Source organism: Parachlamydia sp. AcF125 (genome assembly GCF_018342475.1).
Classification (GTDB): domain Bacteria; phylum Chlamydiota; class Chlamydiia; order Chlamydiales; family Parachlamydiaceae; genus Parachlamydia.
Genome location: NZ_JAEMUD010000005.1, coordinates 45,952 through 67,026 on the forward strand (window position 1 = coordinate 45,952; position 21,075 = coordinate 67,026).

Sequence of the window (21,075 nt, forward strand, 5' to 3'; positions counted from 1 at the left end):
CTTGCGGCAGAGGATGCTTGCTCTAGCCGAGATTCTAGTTGGAGATTGGGTAAAAGAACAAACAGCGGAGCTTAGGAGAGAGAATAAAGGGGGTTATGGTTTCAGCCCATGCTCACAGTTGGAATATCATACGGTGATAAGGGATTTTCTGTCTGCTTTCCATAAATGCGCAAGCTGTTAAACAACGGGCAAAGAATTTTAGCCTAAAGCCCTTTTGGGTATTTTTTATAATATCTTCAGAGACTTTTTAGCTACTTTTGGATATTTAAATCCCTTTTTTGCCACTTTGGCTATGAGGCCGTTAGGAGTTTAAGTGTTTCATTGAATGCAAGAGGTTTTACTTTCTTTTTTTAAAGAAAGCGCATTAAACTAGATTAAAAAAAGCTCTAGGGCATTTAAAAACAAAAAATAACATCTCACTTCTTAAGGCTATCTAGTAGGTAAAAAAGAGATAAAATGGGGGAAATATGATTATTGATGATCTCAGCCATGCCAATCGGTATCTACCTATACACCCTCTTTTTAAAGAAGCTTTTGAATTTATCCTTCGCGCGCATACCCAATCTTTGCCTCCTCAAAAAATTTATCTAAAAGATGAGCGTCTTATAGCCATAGTAGAAGCAAGAGAGGGGAGGAAAAGAGGAGAAGTGCCTCTGGAAGCGCACAAGAAATATATTGATATGCAATATACACTATCCGGGCAAGAAGAAATTGGCTGGAAATGGAAAGGGGAATGTCAACATTTTTCTGAACCCTACCAAGACGAAAGGGACATTATGTTTTTTAGCGATCAACCCTCGCTTTGGATCCCTATGGTAAAAAATAAATTTGTTATTTTTTTCCCGGAAGATGCGCATGCCCCTTTTGTGTCTAACGAGCATATCAATAAAATTATTGTCAAAATTGCAATTGAGTAAACTTTAATTGATAAGTTTGAGTGAGAGAGGGGGAGTATGGGGCAAACATACAAATGGCTTTTTTATAAGCGTGGTGCTCTTAATAGGGGAGACCTTATTTTTCGCTTCCAAGTCTTTTACTAATAGCCCTTCAAGCTTGGATTCTTGCCCTTTTTGCAATTGTCCCATAGGGGGGTCATCAAAAGTTTACAAAGAGGATCTTATTATGGCTCTTTATACTCACAAGCCTATTTTGCTAAGACATTCTCTCGTTATTCCAAAAAGGCCCGTTGAGCGTTTCGAAGGTCTCGCTGTTATCGAATAATGCAAATAGGACAAGTGATCAAAAAAGTGAATGTTGCCGCTGAAAAAGCGTGTGGGATTTCCCCCTATTTATTGTTGCAAAAAACGGCATAGAAGTCGGCCAAACAGCTCTCCACCTCCGCTTTCATTATATCCCCTGCGAAAATAGGGAGGGTTCTACTCTAAAATTCCGGCTTAAAATGTGTATGGAAAAGTTTAAATAACCTCTTAAACCAGCAGAAATGAAGAAGAGGGTAGAGAAAATGCAGCAAGCTATGGAGGATTAGCTTTTGAAGCTTTCTGGTGTTTAGCCCCTCTTTGTGCTTACTTCTTTTTGAGGATGTGATGCGAGGCAAAAACTCTCAAATACCTCCTGTAAAATAATTTGGAAGCTTTCGGCCGTGTGTTATTTTTAAAAAATGGTTCTAAAGGATGCATCATTTGATGCACCTCGAGAAATTTAACGGTATTTTGAGAAAAATGTCTTAGCTTCATCTAGCTCGCTTAACGCTGTGCGGTAATGATCTCTTTGTCTATAAAGCTCAATTTTTATAGCAAGCGTTTGAAAGGGAAGCTTTTCTAAGCTCTTTAGAGAAGTTTCGAGATTCTCCATTTCTTGGAGGAGTTTTTCTTTTATTTGCGCATGCTTGCTGTTAAAGAAGTCGGTTAGTTCCGTAAAGTTTGCTTCAAGGGATTCTTTTTGTGCAAGCATCGTTTGCTTGATGCGGTCGGCTTTCCCAAAGGCTTCATATAAGGTGAAAAAAGGGCCTAATAGGAATACCTTCACAATATCCTTAAGGCGAGGCCTTATTTTAATATCATAATCATGCGCGTTGCAAACGCAAAGAAGACAATAAACTAAGCTAGCTCCTAGAGCAACTCCTATCGCAACGGGAGGGCAGCCTGCGGCGAGCGCTGCCAGGGTACCGAAGAGGCCTCCCACAGCAATCGCCACAGTGAATGATGTTTGCAATATAGCTAAAAATTTATTTAGCTTAGTGTCTTTTTTTCTAGCAGCATGAAATTTTTTAACGGTTTCAGCCAGCTGGGTTGCTCTCTCTTTTAAAGGAGCGCTCTTGAAAGCCTGCACCGATTGATTTCCCAATCTCTCCAAAATTTTTTGAGTCTCGGCGGAAATAGGGGGGATGGTATGAATGGAGACAAATCGGTCATCATTTTTAATGTTTAGAAATACTCGCGAATAGTCCTGTTGTAATGAGACCATTTAAAAACCTCTTTATTATTAAAGTTAAACATTTTGTAAATAATTTTAATTATTTAAAAATAAAATATCAATAATTATTTAAAAATAGATTGTTTACAAACTAATATTAAAAGCGGCAATGGTAGCCGGAGGGTATTATGAGGAAATTAACAGGCCATCGCTAAAGTTTTAATTGAAAGCTCTTTGCTGAAAAAAAATTTAAAAGGGCAGGGGGCTAGGAAACAAGAAAGGAATTTTTTAAACTCTCAAATTCCCTTTGCTAGCCGAAGGCCAACTCCTCCTTGTTCCTAAAAGCGCATAATGGGTTTAATGCTTTATTCCCTATCCCGTTTTGCGTTTAAAAAGAGATTGATTTATATGTGTTTTTAGGCTAAAATCTTATTAAATTAATTTAACTAGGCAAATCTTACTGCATGTATTCAGCGCATCCCTCTTCTCTATTTGCTCATTTGAAAAAGCAAGGTTTAAGTAAAGCTTTATCTTCTTTTTCTTTTGCCATGGGACGAGGGGATACGGGGACACGCAACTAATCATCTTTGATCCGCCTAGATCATTCCTCCCCCTCACAGTTTAGAATAGATCTCTTTGGCGGAACTCAAATGGAACGTTAACGTCGGAGAGTAAATATGTCCCTTTCAATTGTAAAAAAACAGTCTAATATTGTGGCAGCTGGGCTGGCTTTATTCTCTATGTTTTTTGGAGCGGGGGATTTAATTTGGCCTCTCATTCTTGGGGGTAATTCGGGCGACAAGAATTTTTTTGCAATGGTAGGTTTGATTTTTACGGGGGTTAGTTTACCTTTGCTAGGATTAATTTCTATGATGCTCTTTGAGGGGAATTATCGAGCATTTTTTGAAAGAATCGGCAAAGTTCCTGGCGTAATTTTAATTTTTATTATTCAAGCAATTTTGGGGCCTATAGGATCGATTCCACGTCTTGCTACCCTCTCTTACGCCACATTGAAGCCCTATTTGCCGGAATTTATGAATTTTACTTTTTTCACCCTTGCGGCCGGGATTCTTGTCTTAGTGTTTACCGTGAAAAAAAGGCGTATTATCGATCTGCTCGGATTATTGTTAACCCCTGTATTACTCGGATCTTTGGGAATGATCTTATTTTTGGGGTTTCAAAATCCTCCTCCCGCAGCAGCCAGTCCCTTATCGCCTTCCGAAGCATTTTCTGAAGGTTTGCGCGTGGGCTATAATACCCTGGATTTAATCGCTTCCTTTATTTTTGCTCCTTTTGTCATGTCTCATTTTATCGGAATGGATTATGGGCAAGATCCCTTGATGGCAAGACGCGAAGTCTTTAAACAGATGGTGAAAGCCAGCCTTTTGGCTGCAGGGCTATTGTCCGTCATGTATGTAGGTTTAACTTACGTGGCTGCCTTTTATACACCCATTTTGGAGGCTGGACATGCTCCAGAAGAGCGCCTTTCAGCGATTGCCATGTATTTGTTAGGTTCCAAAGGTGCTTTTGTTGCCTGTCTCGCTGTAGCGATGGCTTGTTTAACGACTGCCATACCGCTTGTATCGATCTGTGGAGAGTATATTAAAAAAGATCTTTTGAAAGGGCGGGGAGGAGAGATTTTGCCCCTTGTAATCACTTTATTAATCTCTGGCGTAATTGCAAATTTAGGCTTTACAGGGATTGCAAATATGCTTTCTCCTATCTTGGTGGTTTTATGCCCAGGTTTAATTGTATTAAGCGTTTTGAATATTATTTATAAGTTATATGACAAAGCGTGGACAAATACCCCTGTATTTGCAGCCTTTGGGATTTCCATGTGTAGCTATTTATATGAAAGAATCACAATGTGATTGACAAAACAAGGGAATAACTGCTAGCATTCTAAGTTCTTTCGCCTGCCCAGATGGTGAAATTGGTAGACACGCCAGATTTAGGTTCTGGTGCCGTAAGGTGTGTAGGTTCGAGTCCTATTCTGGGCACATTTTCGGAAACATTTCAGAATTGAGAATGTTTCCGATCCTTTCTTATTTTGTAAGTTTTTTTCTGTACGCTTAGTGAAAATATATCGTTTGTTTTTGGGATTTAGTATTTTTCATCCAGAAAACACGTTTTTCAAGAAATCTTGTTCCAAGTATTTTTCCTTTTGCAGAGAAAGGAGCTGCGATGAGGTAAGGATGGCCGAGGTTTGTCTGTAGGAGCTCTCTTTGGAGAGGTTTCAGATTTTAGGCCCTACGAACTCCTCTTATAAGCAAATTTTAAAGCATATTTTCTAGGTATAGGTTCCAATAGTAAGGAAATGAGCTTAAAAGAGGAATAATGATGAGTCTTGTAAAACCTTGTCCATGTGGAAGTGAACAGGAATACGATTACTGTTGTAAGCTTTTTCATCAAGGCAATCTACCAGAAAATGCGCTTTTGCTCATGTGCTCAAGATACTCTGCGTATGCTTTAAATATTCCCGAATATCTAGTGGAAACCACTCATCCGGCAAGTCCTCAATATTCGGAAAATAAATTTTCTTGGAAACGTAGCCTTTCACACTTTTCCCGCTACACTTCTTTTCACAAGCTTGAAATTTTCGATTTTAAAGAAAAAGATGCGTTAGCCATAGTCACTTTTACGGCTTATATCTCGCAAGAAGGCCAGGATGCGACTTTTACGGAGAGGAGCCATTTTGAAAAAATCGGCTGTAGATGGTTTTACCTAGGAGGCCAATTAGCTCAAGGACATGTACCCACTCTTGCTACGACGGGTCAATTTAAATTGTTACCTCTAGCTTACTATGGCGATCCAATTCTAAGAAAGAAAGCCGAGGCGATTACTGAAATGACTGCCGACACAAGCAAGCTTATAGAAGAAATGGTAGAAACGATGGATACATACGAGGGGATTGGCTTAGCTGCTCCCCAAATTCATCATTCGATTAGGTTATTTGTTATTCGCACTCCCATTGAGATGGAGCAGGATAAATTTGAGGCTGGACAGATTAAAGTTTTTATTAACCCGCGTCTTTCTTTATACAGTGAGGAAACATGGAAAGCCCCGGAAGGGTGTTTATCTATTCCTGCTATCCGCGCTTCGGTGGAACGACCCAAAGAAGTTACAGTTGAATATACTTCAGTTACAGGAAAAACAATCCAAGAAAGAGTTTCTGGCTGGGAAGCGCGGGCAATTATGCATGAATACGATCATCTTGAAGGGATTCTTTTCATTGACCGGCTAGAGCAAGCGGAGCAATCAAAGTTAGGGCCTTTTCTGCACAATTTAGAAAAAAGAATTCAGGGAGGTAAGGCTCTTTAGAGCTAGACAGGAGAAAGGATATGAAAAGGCTTAAAAGCTATTTTTTTCGAGCGGAAACTCAAAAATAGAGATATCTATTCGCTCTTTCCATCCTCTTTTTGCATAATAATTTTTTTGATAAATGGGATTGTCTCGATTATTTTCTAAAAATAATCTGACACAGGCTCGCTTCTTAGCCTCTTGAATAGCTGCTTCTAATAAACAAGAGCCTACCCCTTTTAACCTCCAATTGTATCGCACAAAAAAGCTGGTGATAAAGGCTTCAGGATAATCGGTCCATAAGGCCTTTAACCAGTGGATAAGGATATAACCCACAGCTGTAGCATTAGGTTCTATGGCTACAAGAAGCGTGAGTTCTTTCGTATTCTCCATAGCTTGCAAACAAGAGAGAGCCCTTTTTTTAAGTTTTTTTTCATTTTCTTCTTTCCCTCCATTTTCTTTAAAATGTTCGTTAAGAAGAGAAATAAGAGCTTTGCTTTCAGATTGTTGCAATTCTTTAATTAAAATCATTGGAAAGGCCTTTTTATCCGTCTAATTGAAGGAATGTTCTTCCTAAGCGAGGGGTTCTATCATCCCTTCAAATAGGCGATAGTTTGAGGAAGAAATCGCTTTTCTAAAAATTAGAGGCTCTGTCCTTCACATTTTTGAGGCGAGAGCCTGTTTTTTACATAGTCCTTGCCCCTCGCGAGAAGCCTCATTTATTAAAGCTAATAAAATTTAAAGGGGTTATCTCACAATTTTAGGCCTAAATACCAAATGTTTCCAACATTAGATAAAGGGCGCGTGGTTTAGGAATTTTTGGGTGAGCGGAGGGAGGAGGGCTTTTCTGAAGGGTTAAAAATTAAATAGGGGTAAAATAAAAGCATTTTACCCCTAGTTTTGCAATACCTACTTTTTATCAAAAGGGCGGCCGTCGAAAAAGAGTTCAATTTTTGTGATAAGCTCTTTTTGGAGGGTAACGAATGCAGCTGTGGGGACAGTCCCAATAGGCGCGGGACATTCTAAATCATAAATGATTACAGCTTGATCTTCTGCAGCAAATGCTTGTCGTATCGTAAGAGTTTTAAAAATGTTGGTGAATTTTTTTAAAGCTTCAAGAACGGTTTCTTTCCCCATCATTTTTGCTAGCGGTCCAATAATTTGAACGTTTGGATGCAAAAACTTTTCTGTTTTATCTATCTCTTTTTCTCTCAAAGTGGTGTAATAGGCTCTGGCTATCGCCAGATTATTTTTATCCATCATAATCTTCTCCTGGGATTGGGTGGTAAATTCATTGTATCAAACTATATTGAATATGTCAAACTGCCAGAAAAGAAATTACAAATCAGAAACTAGGCAAGCGCAGGCTAGGCTCACACGAAGTCGCATTTTAATTTTTGCTAAAAAGCTATTTCAAGCAGAAGGGTTTGAAGGTGTAACGATTGAAAAAATCGCCCAAGCTTCTGAGGTGGCCGCCTCCACGATTTATGCCCTATTTCAATCTAAGCGTGGAATTGTGCGGGCATTAATGGATGAAGCGTTTTCTGTCGAGGAATATGAAGCGCTTGTAGAACAAGTCAAACACGCCAAGTCTTCCAAAGAGCGCCTTGTGCTAGCAGCTGCTATTGCCCGACAGATGTATGATGCGGAAAAAGCCCAAACAGATATTTTCCGGGGAGCTTCTGTTTTAGCCCCCGAACTCAAAGAACTTGAACAAGAAAGGGAGCAGCTTCGCTATACACGCCAAAAAGAGACTATCGAAGCGATGGCAAAAGAGCAATCTCTTGCAAAGGGCCTCCATTTAACCCAAGCGCGGGATATCTTATGGGCTTTTACGGGGCGCGATATGTACCGCTTATTTGTGGTTGAGCAAGGATGGTCGTCAGAGGCTTATGAAAAATGGTTAGCTCAGTTACTTATAAAGACTCTATTGAAAAAAGTGTAGGTTGCTCATTTTAACGCTCCTTGCTATGGGATCGTTTTAATGATAGAGCGTATAGTTTAATTATGCCCAAACAACCGAAAAACTTTTGGTTTCAAAGTTTGGTAGATATTTATCCTTCGTTTCATTGACTTTTTCGAAGCTTTTGCTCATGTTTTTGGTTTTCAAAATACCCTTAAAGCTAGAGGGAAGGAAAGACTATGTCCTAAAATCCGGCTCTAAACTTCCTTCGACATAGTCTGCCCATTTTTGGAAAAAGCTCAATAAGAATTGGGCATGCTTCCTTTTGTAAAGTGCGCACAGGCAAAAAGCGTGGTATTTTAATCAAGCTGAATCTTTGAGAAAATGGTTTCTTAGGCCGCTCCTTTAAAGTACCGGCATAGCAATCAAGTGATTACACCCTCAAGACAAACAGGTTAATATCATCGCGATATGCGGGGCTTTTCTTGTCAAAAATGTGGTATTTAATAAATTTCGATGATTAGCTGATATTAGGTCCTTTTCAAGACGACTCTTTGCTTCACCTGTTCGCTCGGTAAATGCTCTACCTTTCTCGATGATTTTAATTTTGAAATTTTCCAATAAGCGAGAGGACGGGCTTCTCGAAATAATTTCCTTACATTCTTCTAAAGCTAAAAATTCGCCAATCCCATTTGAAAAGGCAATAATGGTATCTCCCACGCCAATGAGGGTGGCGTGCACTTTAATTGTGCCAATTCCTAAACCCCTATCAGGCCTAGAAGCAACTAAAGAGGTGTCAAACGTTCCATTTGCTTTTTTAATGGCAACCAGTGTGTCTGCGAGTTCTACGGTTAATAAATAGTAATGGGGGCCGATTCTAATCGGTTGGGCAAAGCTCATTGCGGGATGTAAAGGGATTTCAAATGTCTTGGCCCTTAGGTTCATCTCAAATGTCGCAACAAGGGCCATGAGTGATTAGAATTTCCGTATTTGAAGGGATAAGTTCCCAATGGGACCTAATCTCTTCCCCTCTGTGTCGATTAAAGGCCCCTCTTCAAACCATGGCGTGATAGGAGATCCCCAAATTTTAATGCCTTCTATTTCAAGTCCTGAATCATTTAAGAGATAGACGTTTCGTTTCTTACATTCCACCTCAATTAGATCGGGCTGTTTTTCGAAAATCAAGTCATGATTACCCGCAATTAAAAGATGATAATGATAGGGCTGCTTGCAAAACCAATTGAGAAAAGTTAAGGCCTCAGGAAGCTGACCCGTTGAAGTGCAATCACCGGCATGGATAAGAATGTCCCCTCCTCCTAATTTGAGAGAGGTATGTTTGGAATGTGTATCTGAAATACAATCAATGGATAGTCGGTTTGCCATTTAAATCTCTTTAAAAAAAGGATAACATCCGAAAGGTTTTTTATTAGACCTATTTTGCTTTTGTTATAAATTGACTTAAAAAAACATTATTATTACTTTTAAAAGAACAAGGAGAAAATTATGCTAAGTTGGGCTGTTATTTTTTTAATTATTGCCGTTGTAGCAGGTATTCTAGGTTTTAGTGGAATTGCTGGGACTGCCACACAAATTGCAAAGATCTTATTTGTGCTCTTTTTGGTCATTTTCGTCCTTTCACTACTTTTTTGAGCACGACTTGGAATTTAGTCTAATTCAGGGATTTCTACCTTTTTTGTTTTGCCAGGGGAGCCTATTAACCACAAGCTTCCCACCATGGCACCTAACATTAAGATAATGCCTGCTGTTTCCGAGTAGAAAGGGGGCGCTGTTCAATCCACAACACTAAGACAAGAACAAAAACTGTCTCAAAGGTGGTCAGCTGCCCTGCTAAAGGGAGGGGAAGTAAAGTACTTGCTCGATTCCATAGATAGGCTCCACCCCCAGAGCAAACCACCCCCAAAATTAGACAGCCTGCTAAGAAAGCAAGAAGTTTTTCTTCAAAAGTGGCCAGTTTGCCGATATCGATGAGGGTAGAGTCAATGAGGCCAATTGCTGTCGCAATGGCGATAACCCAAAAAAATGTCGCTGCGCCGATCATGGTCGCCCATTGACTGGAAGGGAGTTCGAAATGCCGTTTTAAAAGACTTGCGTTTGCTACCACATACTAGGTCCAGGTTCCTAACGCCAAGATTGCACAGGCTAGCCCAAACAAATAATCTTCGACACTGTTGGCGATGCGATGGTTTTCAAAGGTGGGCAAATTTACCAACACTAATCCCAAGAGAATGAGCATACTTGGGATGATTAAGCTTTTAAAGCTATGCGTACGCTGCCTAATGTTTCCATAAATGGCGATGGTAATGGGGCTTAATCCACAAATCAAGGCAGTGACGGCGGCACTCGCACTCCGTAAGGCAAGCACAAGTGAAATATAGTAAATGATATTGGTGATTAGAGCGAATCTCAAAGCGGTAGGGATCATAGAGCGGGATATTTTAAACGTCCCTTTCCACCAAAAGCTGGCTAAAATACCTAGCGATAGTGTTTCAAAACAAAAGTGACGTCCTACCGCCACTTCGAGTGGCGTAAAACCAACCATAAAGAGAGGCACAATGAAAATTAAATCCCAAATCAAACAAGCAACAAGAACTAAAAATACACCCACAAACATGGCTGGAACCTGGTTTACAGTTCACAGAAGGTCTTTAATTCGGATACTTTTTTTAGAAGATTGGCCTAAAGAATTGAAAGCGGTTGTTTTGAAGCTCAGCTTGCAAATCTTCAAACAATCTTGTTCATTAAATTGTTTTAACACAGCTCGTTTTCCCCTGGCGGTTTTATAAGTTCCAAATAAGAACTTAGGAGAAGCTAGTGGCTATTTAGTCTAGGAACCATGTGCTCATCAAACGCAAATACGGCTGCTATGAATGCTAGGATGGCGTCTATGAGGTCAACCCATCCTTACGTATGAATGGCCCCTTTGTTTATCCGAAAAATTGGAGGCATAGCTTATTCTTGGATTTTTACGCTAACCCCTGAAAGGGGAGCGAATATCCTGCTAATCTGAGTTTACCACAAAGGACCTTTTTATTGCCTGCATGAATTGTTTGTGCTTGGGTATCCCAGAAGGGATCTGGAAAATGATTCCGCCTGCAGAGTTGTTTGTAGAGTAATTTACGCGTAGGATGAATGTCGAGGCATAGATTGTAAATCCCTTGCAAGGCGTTGTTTATGGCAAAAGTAATAACGTTAATAATATCTGCGAGATGAGTTAGATTGGTAAAATTTTCTCCCGTTCCAGGAAAAATTTTCCTACCATTCCCTGCAAATCGCCTTGTTAATTCTCGTCCTGGTCCGAAGATCTCTCCTAACCTTAAAATGCACACGCTGGGAGTTTTGGAAGTTAAGGAGAGCAACACCTTTTCTGCCTGTAAGAGAACTTGTTCTTTTTCATTTTGTGGATTAGGTATCGTATTTTCATCTACCCATGCACCGCAATATTCTCCATATACCGAGGTACTGCTTGTGTAAATGATTTGCCTTAGATTCGGGCATTTTGCTATACAGCTAGCGATTGCCTGAGCGGTTTTTAAGTAGCATTCCTCGTAGGAATCTCCTTGCGAGGGGGCAATAGTGATAATGAGGATCTGTTGATTCTCAAGCAAGGAATCGAGGGTTTTTTCGATGACCATGACTTTGTTGGCATAGGTCGCTAATTCTTCTAAACGATTTACACGACGGGTAAAGGCTGTAACCTCATGGTGAGGCTTAAGAGATTGTGCCACTGCTTTTCCCACATATCCGCACCCTAAAATTCCAATTTTTAGTTTAACCGACATTTAAGAGGCCTAGCTTTTCAAAGCATTGACGCAATTCAAAGTTTTCTGGCTTTTCGAATGCTCCTGTGCCAGCTAGCCACTGCACGTAACTTGAAGGCACCTGTTTTAAAGGAGTTCCTTGATGCTTCCCAAAAGGCATATGCTGAATCTGTTTGGGTTGATTCAGGAGAGCATATGCCTCAGCAATGGTTAGGTCGTCTATCATGGCAGAGAAAACTTGATGCAATACAATCACATCGTCGAGAGCCCTGTGTGCATTGTTCTCTGCAATTCCATAAATGCCTCGAAGAAATTGTAAGGTGTGCCTTGGAAGATCGTTTCTATAACGTTTTGCCCATTTTAAGGAATCTAGAAACTTCCAAGGAGGGAGTTCCTGGTTACATCGCCGAAATTCACTACGTAGAAAGTGGATATCAAATTGATCGTTATTATGCGCGATTAATACCACGTCCCCCGCACAGAACTCTTTAAATTCTTCGATGATTTCCCCAAATGAAGGGGCATTGGCAACCATCTCATCGGTAATATGGTGAATTGCTGTAGCCTCTGGTGGGATAGGAATTCCAGGGTTAATCAATTTTTCAAAGGTGCGATTATCCACCGGATCATACACAGCCAATTCAATGACAAACTCTTTGTCAGCTTTAATGCCTGTCGTTTCTGTGTCGTAAAAAAGAGGTTTCATGCGATGCTAAAAGTTAAGGTTTTTTTGCTTCTCGGGTGCGTTCAAAGACTGTTGCAAAGTCGAGACTACCACTTGCCACATTTTCAATAGCCGAAGAAAATGTCTGGCAAAGAAATTTGCAAGATTCAATAAATGTGACCAAAAGGTTTTCCTCGACTTTTTGGTCGATTGCCGGGATTAAAGTGCGATAAAAAACATGTCCGTTTTCCTCATCCATACAAAAACCGGGAATGTCGATTTCTTTATTAATCAAATGAAGTAAGCGGGCTGAATCATTGAAGCAGCTTTTTTTAATAGGCTGGGGAAAAAATAAGAGAAGCTGCAAAAAATTTTCGTCAAATATGCGAATAAAAAGAGGATATTCTGCCTTGTTAATTTCCAATAGAAGATAAGCTTGTTGCGTTTCAGGTTGTAGCTTCACCTTATAATTTTTGGTTAAGAGATATTCGATGATTGGCTCAATTTTTAACTTGATCATAGAAAGCCTAAGGTTGATTGCTTTGAAGTTGATAAATTCATCCCAGTGAAAGTCATAGACTTTCACTGGGATAGAATTAGTATTGCACGGACGGAGTCCAGTTTTGGTTGTTCCCTTGTCCTGTAATGGAAAGATTATTGGTGGTTGGGATAACCGAACAATCATCTTCGCCAGGCATTCGATAGCAACTTGCCATCGATAGGGCACTTATCATGCAGATTAAATAGAAAAATCGTTTCATAAGGATCCGTTGGCTATCCTTTTTTTTGTTCTGCACAATTTTGGATGAAGGCTACCGCGTCCCCCACTGTTTTGAGTTTTTCGGCTTGCTCTTCAGAAATTTCGCAATCATATTGCTTGAAGCGTTCTTCAAAAGTCATGATGAGTTCGGTAAGATCTAGTGAATCTGCATTGAGATCTTCGACAAATGACTTGTCAAGAGTGACCTCCCCTTGATCGACACCGAGCTGTTCGACGACGATATCAATTACTTCTTGTTCTATTGTCATATATGTTCCTTTTTTTAGGAGTTCATAATAAATTTTTCTTACATGACCATTCCGCCGTCAATCACTAAGACCTGTCCTGTCATGTAGTTGGATGCAGGAGAAGCTAGGTATAAAGCTGCCTGGGCAATATCGTCAGGAGTCCCCATGCGACCCAAAGGGATTGTATCTAAAATCGCTTTTCTTTGGGGCTCTGTCATCACATCCGTCATGCGCGTTTCAATAAATCCAGGAGCAATGCAATTCACACATATATTGCGTGGGGCAAGCTCTTTAGCTAGGGCTTTTGTAAACCCAATCAACGCTGCTTTGGAAGATGCATAATTCACTTGTCCTGCATTTCCTGTCAAGCCAATTACAGAGCTGATGTTGATGATCTTTCCCTTGCGTGCTTTGACCATCGTTCTAGCAAGTGACTTACACAGATTGTAGCAAGACTTAACGTTGGTATCCATGACTTCATCCCAATCCGCTTCACTCATTTTCATCAACAAGTTATCGCGCGTGATGCCTGCATTATTCACTAAAATATCGATATGTCCAAATTGTCCTAAAACATTCTGGATAGCTTGATCGACTTCCCCAGTATTAGAGACATTCACCTGAAAGAATAAGGCAGATTGCCTTTCGGTTAAGGCATTGATTTCATCAACTGCGGCCAGGCCTCGCTCCCTATTTGTACCAAAAATAATGACAGTGGCGCCTGCTTGAGCTAATTGTTGGGCAATAGCCTTGCCAATGCCTGCGTTGCCCCCAGTTACAAGGGCGATGGATGCATGGGGTAAAGCGATCATAAAAATTCCTTATACTAAACTAACAAAATGATTCCGCTAAAGATTTTAAATCCGCAAGAGTTTCGATGGATAAAGTGGGGGCGGGGACTCCAATGCGTTTATTGAAACCTGCGAGCGTTTTCCCGCATCCAAATTCAATAAACTGATCGATTCCATTTTTACAAATATGTTCGATTCCCTGTTGCCAGCGGACAGAATGGGTAACCTGTCTAATTAGGTTTAAGCGGATTTCAGCTAGATTGTTAGCAGAAGAACCCGTGACATTCATCACAAGGGGCACAGGGCTATCCATTAAGGGAGCGTGGCGCACGTGTTCTGCAAGTCGTTGCTCAGCTTCCCACATAAGGCCGCTATGAAATGCTCCATGCACTTGAAGAGGGAGGATTCGCTTAGCGCCTTTAGTTTTAGCGGCATTTGAGCCTGCTTCAATTCCCTTGAGAGTGCCTGAAATCACAACTTGCCCCGGACAGTTATAATTTGCTACCCAGAGGTCATTCGGAAGATTTAGCGCGCTCACGAGTTCCTCGACCGCTTCAGCATTTAAACCTAGCACGACAGCCATGCTCCCCGCTGTCTTTTCACAAGCATCATTCATAAACTGTCCTCTAGATTGCACGAGGGCCAATCCATCTGCAAATGAAATATTCCCTGCGGCTGTAGCGGCAGTGTACTCACCGAGGCTTAGTCCTGCGCAAAAGGAGGGTTGTAGGTGAGGGTATTCCTGTTGTGCGCAGCGTAAAATCGCATAGCTTGTGACATAAATCGCAGCTTGGCTGTTTTTTGTTTCCGTCAGCTCAGCTTCTGGCCCTTCTAAAATAAGCCTTGAAAGATTTCTCTTTAACCGATCGTCTGCTTCTTCAAAGATCTGTTTGGCTAGAGGGAATGTTTCAATAAATTCTTTCCCCATTCCAGGGTATTGAGAGCCTTGTCCAGGAAAAATAAAGGCTAATTTTGGTGAGATCATTTCATTTCTCCTGTTAGTATAAGCATTTAGTCAAGATAGAAGCTCCCCACGTCAATCCAGCTCCAAAAGCAACCATTAAAAGATTTTGATTTTCGTGAATGGGATGTTCTTGCATCAGCTCATCGAGGGCAATAGCCGCACTCGGAGCGGAAGTGTTGCCATACTTATGCACTGTCTTGTAGATTTTTTCTGCAGGAATAGCGAAATTTTTTCCCACAGCATCGATAATTCTTTCGTTGGCTTGATGAGGGATAAGCCATTCGATTTGATCAGGAGGCAACTGGGCTTTGCTAATGCACGCCTCAGCCGCAGAGGTCATGCGACGTACAGCGTGTTTAAAGACTTCTTTGCCTGACATCCTAAAATGGTGCAACCCCCCTTTTAATGACTCTGCAGAACAAGGGTGCCGCGCACCTCCTCCAAGGAGAGTAATTAAGTGGCCTTGATCGCCATCTGAGCCTAAACACACATCGCCAATGAGCAGGCCTTCCCCTCGGCCTGAGATGAGGGCTGCCGCCGCTCCATCCCCAAAAAGAATGCAGGTGTTTCGGTCGGTATAATCTACAAAAGCAGACATTTTTTCAGTCGCAATAAGTAAAACATTCCGATACATGCCCGATTCAATATAGGCTTTAGCTAAAGACAATCCGTAAAGAAATCCGGTACAAGCTGCATGAAAATCGACGGCAGCAGCATTCTTTGCCCCAAGTTGAGCTTGGATCAGGTTAGCAGTAGTAGGCATCATATAATCGGGAGTAGTGGTAGCGACTAAAATAATGTCTATATCTTCAAGAGAAGTTCCGCTTTTTTGCAAAGCTTTTAAAGCAGCTTTTCTTCCCATGTCTGAAGCAAATTCATCAGTGGCTGCAATTCGCCTTTCTTTCATCCCCGTTCGGGATGAAATCCATTCGTCACTCGTATCCACGATTTTTTCTAGATCGAAATTGCTCAAAATCCGTTCGGGCAAATAAGAACCAAGACCTATAATACGCGCCCTTTTGTGAGTTGTCATTGAATGAGACTCCAAAACAATTTTTTAAACATAAGACTGTATCAAACAACGATTTAATTTTAAAGAAAGAAGTTTTGAGTGGATTTCATTAATCTGATATTATTTATCATAAACAGCGTTAATTAAAATGATAAAGTGAGAAATTAAGCATGCGTTATCCCTCCCATTTGATTAAACTCATTCAGGTTTTAAAAAAATTACCGGGTGTCGGCACGAGAAGTGCAGAAAGGTTTGCCTTTCAATTGATGGAGTGGGAAGAGGAGAAATTGAAAGAATTTGGGACTCTTTTATCTCAAGTACCCGAAAAAATTCAAGCCTGTGGCTTGTGCGGTTGCTTGAAAGATGAAGGGGGGGAGTGCCCTTTTTGCAACGATCCCATTCGACAAACCTCTAAGACCCTGTGCCTGATCTGTTCATCCCGCGATGCCTTTTCTATCGAAGAAACGCGGGAATATAAAGGTTTATATCATGTGCTAGGTGGATTGCTGTCTCCCATCGCAGGCTTTGGCCCTGAATGCTTATCTCTTACTACTCTAAAAGAAAGAATCAAAACTTATCAAATAGATGAGGTAGTGATCGCCCTAGGTTCCACCCTCGAGGGAGACGCGACCGCGCTATATATTAAAAGAGAATTGAGCGCTTTTCCTATTCAGGTGTCTCGTTTAGCTTATGGGTTGCCTGTCGGAAGTTCCTTAGATTATGTCGATGGCGGGACTTTAGCCCGGGCTTTCTCGGGAAGGGCAAGTTTTTGAGCCATTCGTTTTTAAACACTTGCCCAATTTCAGTCATGAGTAAAAGTTGCAAATATTGTAGGGAATTCTCTATCATCATTCCTCCTTAGCGTTCGATTTCCCCTCATTTAATCTGACAGAACGAAAAGGCGTATCACAAAGGATCTATCATGAAACAATTCCAGTATGCTCTATTCATTCTTGCAATTTTTCTTCTTCAGGGCTTTAGGCTTTCGGCTAATACTTATCAATATGAAGGTCAAACTATTGAAAAAATTCAAATTCTGAATGGCAACCAAAAAAGTGCGCAGCCGATTGATGAAAATGCCATTAAAGCTCGCTTAAAAACTAAAGAAAACAGTCTTTTTACCCACTCTTCATTTGATCAAGACCTAAAATTATTGGCTACTGAGTTTGACCATGTTGAGCCCATCATGGAACCAAGTGAAAGAAAAATTCGCTTAACTTTAAAAGTATGGCCAAAACCTCGTATAAGGATTATTCGTTGGGCAGGAAATGAAAGAATTAAAACCGAGGGGTTGCAAAAAGAACTTAAGATTAAACCTTTAACCGTATTTGATAGGCTTGCTTTTAATAAAGCTTTTCAAGCACTCAAAGCTTATTATGTTAAGCAAGGATTTTTTGAAGCTCAGCTTGACTATAGCGTGAATTGGAATGAAATCGCCAATGAAGTAGAGATCGATATCAACATTCAAGAAGGGCGAGCTGGGAAAATCAAAAAAATATGCTTCCGCAATTTTACGACTGAAGAAAAAGCTGAATTGCTTGATCAAATGGTGACAAAAGAATATTCATTCCTTACGAGTTGGTTAACTGAAGAAGGCACTTATCGTGAAGAAGCCATGCAGCACGATCAATACCAGATTTTAAATTACCTGCACAATAAGGGATATGCAGATGCAAGTGTAGATATTAAAATCGAGGAAGCTTCCCAAAAGGACCGTATTTTCATTTTAATTACAGCTCATAAGGGGCGTTGCTACCACTTTGGGAAAGTGACTTTTGAAGGAAACACCTTATTTGATGAAAAGCAAATTGAGAATTTATTGACCTTTAAAGAAGGGATGCAATACTCCCCTGAGGGTATTGTTTCCTCAGTTAAAAATATCGCCAATTACTATGGCCGCCGAGGGTATATCGAAGCCTATGTCGATTACGAGCCTCGCTTAGACCCAGAGAATGGCTCATACTCGCTCCATCTTAAAATTCATGAAGGGAAACAATACTTTGTGGGTTTAATTAAAGTCTTAGGAAATTGTTCTACTGAAACAAGCGTCATTTTGCACGAAACGCTTTTAGTCCCTGGCCAGGTTTTTAACGCCCATAAGCTGCATTTGACTGAAGAAAGACTCAAAAACATCGGATATTTCAAAAATGTGAACGTCTATGCGGTCAAATCCCAATCGTGTGAGCTGGGGGAAAATTATCGAGATTTACATATTGAAGTAGAAGAGACCAGCACAGGGCGCTTTGGCTTGGCAGTAGGGTATAGCACGATTGAAAGCCTCTTTGGAAATATTAGCATTACAGAAAACAATTTTAGCTATAAAGGGTTGGGAACCCTATTGCGAACTGGCTATGGAGGGTTGAGAGGGGGGGGCGAACTTCTTAATTTGAACGCCACTATTGGATCTAAAAGCCGCAGCTACTCCCTTTCCTGGGCAAAACCTTTCTTTATGGACACCCCATGGACTGTGGGATTTGATATTGAAAGATCCAATAACCGCTATCTCTCCAGCGATTATACCATTGATGCGTCCCAGTTTGTTTTGCATGCCGTTTACAATGTCAACGATTTTTTGCGGGCAGGGGTACACTATCGCCTTCGTGATTCAAGAGTGCATCTAGACCATCCCCATGAAGCGAGTCCTATCTTAAGACGAGAAGCTAAAAATGGAGGGATTATTTCTGCTTTAGGAAGTTCGCTTATTTACGATTCTTCGGATAGTCCCACTTATCCTCGCAAAGGTTTTAAGTCCCGTGTCGACGTTGAAGTCGCTGGATTGGGGGGGCGCCATCATTTCGGCTCTTTAGCTTATATCAATTCCTATTACATCCCGGTAGAAAAAAGTGGGGTGCTAAAATTCCGTGCAGATTTCCGATTTATTCAACCTTTTGGGCACACATCAGAAGAAACTTTGCCACTGGATGAAAAATTATACCTGGGGGGAAATAGCACTATTCGTGGTTATCGCTCCTATCGTTTGGGACCACAATTTGAAGATGGCGAGCCGCGAGGAGGTTTGTCTTTGCAACTCTACTCTGCAGAATATGCCCATGCCTTTAATGGCCGTATGGAAGGGTTTGTCTTTTGCGATGCTGGTTATCTTTCTGGGAATACGTGGGACTTCGGAGGGTTAAATACTTCTGTTGGGCTTGGAACACGTCTTAAAGTGCTGGCAAATGGTCCGCCATTAACGATTGGTATGGGTTTTCCGCTTAATGCGCAAAACCGCAGTGAAGTTAAACGCTTCTTTCTGACAATTGGTGGGCAATTCTAAGAAATTTTGTTTTAGAACGTATGATGAGGAGAAAAAATATGAAAAATATCCGTGTAGCTTTACTAAAAATGCTTGTGGCAGGTTCAATCGGATTTATCCTTTGCGCTGCAGCTCCGACAACACACGATTTAACTCCTGTAAAGGGCTTCGATAGGGCAGCTAAAGTGGCTATCGTAAATTTTAAAGAGTGCGTCGAAAAATCTAAAATTGGGAAACATGAACAATCCGTTTTCGAATCTTTAAAAAAACAGATGGAAAACTCTTTGCAAGAAAAAGAAAAAAGCTTAAATGAAATTGCAGCAAAGTTTAATGACCCCGATTATTTAGATACTCTTTCGCCAGAAGCTGAAGCAGAGCTTAAGCATAAATATCGCACACTCAACCAAGAGATTACTCAGTACCAAAATCAATATTATCAGGCATTAAGCCAGACAAATATGAAGATTATCCAGAAATTGCAAGAGCTGATTTCTAAAGCGGCGGCGACGGTGGCCAAAGAAGTCGGAGTGGATATTATTTTAAATGAAGAAAGCAGCTTCTTCTATAAACCAGAATTTGATTTGTCCAACAAGGTGATTGAACTCCTGGATAAAATGTCGGAAACAGACTTCAATCCTTCTGCAACTAAATAAAAATTTTAATAAGGAGCATGGGATCCCATGTTCCTTATTTTATAACTGAACTTTGAATTTTGTTTATAAAGAGGTCAAATAAATTTGGCATCAGTGTCAGGCTATTTTCGAGAAAAACAACTTGCCAACCAAGTTGAAAGTGTCTAGAGACTAAAAAGAAAATTCAACGTGTATGTTAATCATTCTAATCGTAGAGAAGCGTACTTTTTAGTACCCCATTGTGACTAGGTTATTCCATGATAAAAAAAGCATTTACTCTTTCAGAATTAGCTGAATTGACTCAAGCCACGCTTGTTGGCAATCCTCACCACACTATCACTGGAGTGGCAGACCTGGCCTCTGCTGGAGAAAATGATGCTTCATTTTTATCACGGCCTAAGTATACGAGCTCCAGATACGATGAAGCGATGCGCAAATCAAAGGCAGGGGTAGTTTTTATTTCACCTGATACTTTTTATGACAAAACTCGCAATGTTTTAATTGTAGAGGATCCCTCGCGCGCTTTTCAATTAACTCTAGAAGCTTTTTTTGAAGAAAAAAGAAGTCAATCAGGGTTTTTGGGGATTCATTCCACTGCGGTGGTGCACGAAACGGCCGTGATTGGGCAGAATGTCACCCTTGGACCTTATTGTGTGATTGACCATGGAGTTCACATTGGAGCTAATACAACCATAGGCGCTGGCTGTTATATTGGGTCCCACACTTTCGTGGGAAGTGATTGCTTTTTCTATCCGCATGTGACAATTCGAGAGAGGTGCCAAATTGGAAATCGGGTTATTTTGCAGCCAGGTGTCATTATTGGATCCTGTGGCTTTGGATATACCACCGATGCGAAAGGGCAGCATACCAAGCTCAACCAGATCGGCATTGTGTTGATTGAAGACGATGTAGAAATTGGAGCAAATGTCACCATAGACCGAGCGCGCTTTAAAGAGACTCGCATCGGAAAAGGATCCAAAATAGATAACGCTGTACAAATCGCGCATGGGGTAACGATTGGTGCTCACTGTTTAATTGTGGCCCAAACTGGCATTGCAGGTTCCACAAAAATAGGGAATCATGTGGTGATAGGTGGGCAGGCAGCTGTAGGAGGGCACCTGGAGATCGCCTCAGGAGTCATCATTGCGGCTAAATCAGGGGTCACTAAATCCTTGAAAGAACCGGGAAAATATGGCGGTTTTCCAGTAATTCCTCTTTCTGAGCATAATCGTCAGTCTGTGCAAGCGCGCAATATTGGAAAATATTTAGAGCACATTGAAAAACTTGAAAAAAGATTGGAGAGCCTTGAAAAAAAGAGCTCTGAGAATTAAGTCTGCATAGGGTCTTTCTGCCGTGAAACCCTATTTTTAGGCTTTATCGCCCTCCATGCAAAATA

At 40.8% G+C, this 21,075-nt stretch carries 24 protein-coding genes and 1 tRNA gene; 10 read left to right on the forward strand and 15 right to left on the reverse strand.

Annotation, left to right across the window (positions count from 1 at the left end):
• Window positions 1-467: 467 nt before the first annotated feature.
• Window positions 468-917 (forward strand): NanQ anomerase/TabA/YiaL family protein, encoded by a 450-nt coding sequence (locus tag PARA125_RS08990; RefSeq protein ID WP_213158556.1) that lies wholly within the window; start codon window positions 468-470, stop codon window positions 915-917.
• A 742-nt stretch (window positions 918-1,659) separates the two neighbouring features.
• Here PARA125_RS08990 and PARA125_RS08995 read toward each other — a convergent pair.
• Window positions 1,660-2,424 carry a hypothetical protein gene (locus PARA125_RS08995; RefSeq protein ID WP_213158557.1) on the reverse strand — a complete coding sequence of 255 codons (765 nt, stop codon included), beginning with the start codon at window positions 2,422-2,424 and terminating at the stop codon, window positions 1,660-1,662.
• A 626-nt stretch (window positions 2,425-3,050) separates the two neighbouring features.
• Between PARA125_RS08995 and PARA125_RS09000 the strand changes: the two genes are divergently transcribed.
• The 3 genes from PARA125_RS09000 to def all read left to right on the forward strand — a co-directional run bounded on the left by PARA125_RS09000 (window position 3,051) and on the right by def (window position 5,694).
• Window positions 3,051-4,244 (forward strand): branched-chain amino acid transport system II carrier protein, encoded by a 1,194-nt coding sequence (locus PARA125_RS09000; RefSeq protein ID WP_213158558.1) that lies wholly within the window; start codon window positions 3,051-3,053, stop codon window positions 4,242-4,244.
• A 47-nt stretch (window positions 4,245-4,291) separates the two neighbouring features.
• Window positions 4,292-4,373, forward strand: a tRNA-Leu gene (locus PARA125_RS09005).
• Between the two features lie 337 nt (window positions 4,374-4,710).
• Window positions 4,711-5,694, forward strand: a complete 984-nt coding sequence (gene def, locus PARA125_RS09010) for a peptide deformylase (protein ID WP_213158559.1) — start codon at window positions 4,711-4,713, stop codon at window positions 5,692-5,694.
• Window positions 5,695-5,724: 30 nt separating this feature from the next.
• On the opposite strand, the gene PARA125_RS09015 is transcribed toward def, so the two are convergent.
• Both PARA125_RS09015 and PARA125_RS09020 read right to left on the reverse strand, forming a co-directional pair.
• Window positions 5,725-6,204 carry a GNAT family N-acetyltransferase gene (locus PARA125_RS09015; protein WP_213158560.1) on the reverse strand — a complete coding sequence of 160 codons (480 nt, stop codon included), beginning with the start codon at window positions 6,202-6,204 and terminating at the stop codon, window positions 5,725-5,727.
• 378 nt (window positions 6,205-6,582) lie between these two features.
• Window positions 6,583-6,936, reverse strand: a complete 354-nt coding sequence (locus tag PARA125_RS09020; RefSeq protein WP_213158561.1) for a nuclear transport factor 2 family protein — start codon at window positions 6,934-6,936, stop codon at window positions 6,583-6,585.
• 52 nt (window positions 6,937-6,988) lie between these two features.
• Here PARA125_RS09020 and PARA125_RS09025 point away from each other — a divergent pair, with 52 nt between their 5' ends.
• The gene (locus PARA125_RS09025; RefSeq protein ID WP_213158562.1) at window positions 6,989-7,618 is read left to right on the forward strand and encodes a TetR/AcrR family transcriptional regulator; all 630 of its coding nucleotides are present in this window, start codon (window positions 6,989-6,991) and stop codon (window positions 7,616-7,618) included.
• 399 nt (window positions 7,619-8,017) lie between these two features.
• Here PARA125_RS09025 and PARA125_RS09030 read toward each other — a convergent pair whose 3' ends face one another.
• Window positions 8,018-8,545, reverse strand: a complete 528-nt coding sequence (locus PARA125_RS09030) for a hypothetical protein (protein ID WP_213158563.1) — start codon at window positions 8,543-8,545, stop codon at window positions 8,018-8,020.
• Window positions 8,546-8,551: 6 nt separating this feature from the next.
• On the reverse strand, window positions 8,552-8,959 hold the full coding sequence (locus tag PARA125_RS09035) for a metallophosphoesterase (protein ID WP_249274317.1): 408 nt from the start codon (window positions 8,957-8,959) through the stop codon (window positions 8,552-8,554).
• A gap of 120 nt (window positions 8,960-9,079) precedes the next feature.
• Between PARA125_RS09035 and PARA125_RS09040 the strand changes: the two genes are divergently transcribed.
• Entirely contained in the window at window positions 9,080-9,226 is a 147-nt protein-coding gene (locus tag PARA125_RS09040) for a DUF1328 domain-containing protein (RefSeq protein ID WP_213158564.1), read from the forward strand.
• Between the two features lie 97 nt (window positions 9,227-9,323).
• On the opposite strand, the gene PARA125_RS09880 is transcribed toward PARA125_RS09040, so the two are convergent.
• From PARA125_RS09880 to PARA125_RS09085, 10 genes are all read right to left on the reverse strand, one after another.
• On the reverse strand, window positions 9,324-9,698 hold the full coding sequence (locus PARA125_RS09880; RefSeq protein ID WP_249274318.1) for a hypothetical protein: 375 nt from the start codon (window positions 9,696-9,698) through the stop codon (window positions 9,324-9,326).
• A 3-nt stretch (window positions 9,699-9,701) separates the two neighbouring features.
• Window positions 9,702-10,208, reverse strand: a complete 507-nt coding sequence (locus PARA125_RS09885) for an EamA family transporter (protein ID WP_249274319.1) — start codon at window positions 10,206-10,208, stop codon at window positions 9,702-9,704.
• A 352-nt stretch (window positions 10,209-10,560) separates the two neighbouring features.
• Window positions 10,561-11,376 (reverse strand): SDR family oxidoreductase, encoded by an 816-nt coding sequence (locus PARA125_RS09050; RefSeq protein WP_213158565.1) that lies wholly within the window; start codon window positions 11,374-11,376, stop codon window positions 10,561-10,563.
• Window positions 11,366-12,061 carry a putative quorum-sensing-regulated virulence factor gene (locus tag PARA125_RS09055; protein ID WP_213158566.1) on the reverse strand — a complete coding sequence of 232 codons (696 nt, stop codon included), beginning with the start codon at window positions 12,059-12,061 and terminating at the stop codon, window positions 11,366-11,368. Before PARA125_RS09055 ends, PARA125_RS09050 begins: the two co-directional genes overlap by 11 nt.
• 13 nt (window positions 12,062-12,074) lie before the next feature.
• On the reverse strand, window positions 12,075-12,539 hold the full coding sequence (locus tag PARA125_RS09060) for a YbjN domain-containing protein (protein WP_213158567.1): 465 nt from the start codon (window positions 12,537-12,539) through the stop codon (window positions 12,075-12,077).
• Window positions 12,540-12,615: 76 nt separating this feature from the next.
• Window positions 12,616-12,780 carry a hypothetical protein gene (locus tag PARA125_RS09065; RefSeq protein ID WP_213158568.1) on the reverse strand — a complete coding sequence of 55 codons (165 nt, stop codon included), beginning with the start codon at window positions 12,778-12,780 and terminating at the stop codon, window positions 12,616-12,618.
• A gap of 13 nt (window positions 12,781-12,793) precedes the next feature.
• Window positions 12,794-13,048 (reverse strand): acyl carrier protein, encoded by a 255-nt coding sequence (acpP, locus tag PARA125_RS09070; protein ID WP_213158569.1) that lies wholly within the window; start codon window positions 13,046-13,048, stop codon window positions 12,794-12,796.
• A gap of 38 nt (window positions 13,049-13,086) precedes the next feature.
• A complete protein-coding gene (gene fabG / locus PARA125_RS09075) occupies window positions 13,087-13,839 on the reverse strand; it encodes a 3-oxoacyl-[acyl-carrier-protein] reductase (RefSeq protein WP_213158570.1) in 753 nt (250 codons plus the stop codon).
• 19 nt (window positions 13,840-13,858) lie between these two features.
• Complete coding sequence (gene fabD, locus PARA125_RS09080; protein ID WP_249274320.1) at window positions 13,859-14,803, reverse strand: ACP S-malonyltransferase; 945 nt, start codon at window positions 14,801-14,803, stop codon at window positions 13,859-13,861.
• Between the two features lie 13 nt (window positions 14,804-14,816).
• The gene (locus tag PARA125_RS09085) at window positions 14,817-15,815 is read right to left on the reverse strand and encodes a beta-ketoacyl-ACP synthase III (protein ID WP_213158571.1); all 999 of its coding nucleotides are present in this window, start codon (window positions 15,813-15,815) and stop codon (window positions 14,817-14,819) included.
• 149 nt (window positions 15,816-15,964) lie between these two features.
• On the opposite strand from PARA125_RS09085, the gene recR reads away from it, so the two are divergent.
• From recR to lpxD, 4 genes are all read left to right on the forward strand, one after another.
• Window positions 15,965-16,567 carry a recombination mediator RecR gene (gene recR / locus PARA125_RS09090; RefSeq protein WP_213158572.1) on the forward strand — a complete coding sequence of 201 codons (603 nt, stop codon included), beginning with the start codon at window positions 15,965-15,967 and terminating at the stop codon, window positions 16,565-16,567.
• 149 nt (window positions 16,568-16,716) lie between these two features.
• Entirely contained in the window at window positions 16,717-19,068 is a 2,352-nt protein-coding gene (bamA, locus tag PARA125_RS09095; protein WP_213158573.1) for an outer membrane protein assembly factor BamA, read from the forward strand.
• 38 nt (window positions 19,069-19,106) lie between these two features.
• Window positions 19,107-19,700: an OmpH/Skp family outer membrane protein gene (locus PARA125_RS09100; protein ID WP_213158574.1), complete on the forward strand. Its 594-nt coding sequence runs from the start codon at window positions 19,107-19,109 to the stop codon at window positions 19,698-19,700.
• 236 nt (window positions 19,701-19,936) lie between these two features.
• The gene (gene lpxD / locus PARA125_RS09105) at window positions 19,937-21,010 is read left to right on the forward strand and encodes a UDP-3-O-(3-hydroxymyristoyl)glucosamine N-acyltransferase (protein WP_213158575.1); all 1,074 of its coding nucleotides are present in this window, start codon (window positions 19,937-19,939) and stop codon (window positions 21,008-21,010) included.
• The last annotated feature ends 65 nt before the right edge of the window (window positions 21,011-21,075 follow it).

What these genes read in the sequence shown, in the direction of transcription:
- PARA125_RS08990 (WP_213158556.1), top strand. Translation starts at nt 468, where the DNA reads ATGATTATTGATGATCTCAGCCATGCCAATCGGTATCTACCTATACAC.
- PARA125_RS08995 (WP_213158557.1), bottom strand. Translation starts at nt 2,424, where the DNA reads ATGGTCTCATTACAACAGGACTATTCGCGAGTATTTCTAAACATTAAA.
- PARA125_RS09000 (WP_213158558.1), top strand. Translation starts at nt 3,051, where the DNA reads ATGTCCCTTTCAATTGTAAAAAAACAGTCTAATATTGTGGCAGCTGGG.
- def (WP_213158559.1), top strand. Translation starts at nt 4,711, where the DNA reads ATGATGAGTCTTGTAAAACCTTGTCCATGTGGAAGTGAACAGGAATAC.
- PARA125_RS09015 (WP_213158560.1), bottom strand. Translation starts at nt 6,204, where the DNA reads ATGATTTTAATTAAAGAATTGCAACAATCTGAAAGCAAAGCTCTTATT.
- PARA125_RS09020 (WP_213158561.1), bottom strand. Translation starts at nt 6,936, where the DNA reads ATGATGGATAAAAATAATCTGGCGATAGCCAGAGCCTATTACACCACT.
- PARA125_RS09025 (WP_213158562.1), top strand. Translation starts at nt 6,989, where the DNA reads ATGTCAAACTGCCAGAAAAGAAATTACAAATCAGAAACTAGGCAAGCG.
- PARA125_RS09030 (WP_213158563.1), bottom strand. Translation starts at nt 8,545, where the DNA reads ATGGCCCTTGTTGCGACATTTGAGATGAACCTAAGGGCCAAGACATTT.
- PARA125_RS09035 (WP_249274317.1), bottom strand. Translation starts at nt 8,959, where the DNA reads ATGGCAAACCGACTATCCATTGATTGTATTTCAGATACACATTCCAAA.
- PARA125_RS09040 (WP_213158564.1), top strand. Translation starts at nt 9,080, where the DNA reads ATGCTAAGTTGGGCTGTTATTTTTTTAATTATTGCCGTTGTAGCAGGT.
- PARA125_RS09885 (WP_249274319.1), bottom strand. Translation starts at nt 10,208, where the DNA reads ATGTTTGTGGGTGTATTTTTAGTTCTTGTTGCTTGTTTGATTTGGGAT.
- PARA125_RS09050 (WP_213158565.1), bottom strand. Translation starts at nt 11,376, where the DNA reads ATGTCGGTTAAACTAAAAATTGGAATTTTAGGGTGCGGATATGTGGGA.
- PARA125_RS09055 (WP_213158566.1), bottom strand. Translation starts at nt 12,061, where the DNA reads ATGAAACCTCTTTTTTACGACACAGAAACGACAGGCATTAAAGCTGAC.
- PARA125_RS09060 (WP_213158567.1), bottom strand. Translation starts at nt 12,539, where the DNA reads ATGATCAAGTTAAAAATTGAGCCAATCATCGAATATCTCTTAACCAAA.
- PARA125_RS09065 (WP_213158568.1), bottom strand. Translation starts at nt 12,780, where the DNA reads ATGAAACGATTTTTCTATTTAATCTGCATGATAAGTGCCCTATCGATG.
- acpP (WP_213158569.1), bottom strand. Translation starts at nt 13,048, where the DNA reads ATGACAATAGAACAAGAAGTAATTGATATCGTCGTCGAACAGCTCGGT.
- fabG (WP_213158570.1), bottom strand. Translation starts at nt 13,839, where the DNA reads ATGATCGCTTTACCCCATGCATCCATCGCCCTTGTAACTGGGGGCAAC.
- fabD (WP_249274320.1), bottom strand. Translation starts at nt 14,803, where the DNA reads ATGATCTCACCAAAATTAGCCTTTATTTTTCCTGGACAAGGCTCTCAA.
- PARA125_RS09085 (WP_213158571.1), bottom strand. Translation starts at nt 15,815, where the DNA reads ATGACAACTCACAAAAGGGCGCGTATTATAGGTCTTGGTTCTTATTTG.
- recR (WP_213158572.1), top strand. Translation starts at nt 15,965, where the DNA reads ATGCGTTATCCCTCCCATTTGATTAAACTCATTCAGGTTTTAAAAAAA.
- bamA (WP_213158573.1), top strand. Translation starts at nt 16,717, where the DNA reads ATGAAACAATTCCAGTATGCTCTATTCATTCTTGCAATTTTTCTTCTT.
- PARA125_RS09100 (WP_213158574.1), top strand. Translation starts at nt 19,107, where the DNA reads ATGAAAAATATCCGTGTAGCTTTACTAAAAATGCTTGTGGCAGGTTCA.
- lpxD (WP_213158575.1), top strand. Translation starts at nt 19,937, where the DNA reads ATGATAAAAAAAGCATTTACTCTTTCAGAATTAGCTGAATTGACTCAA.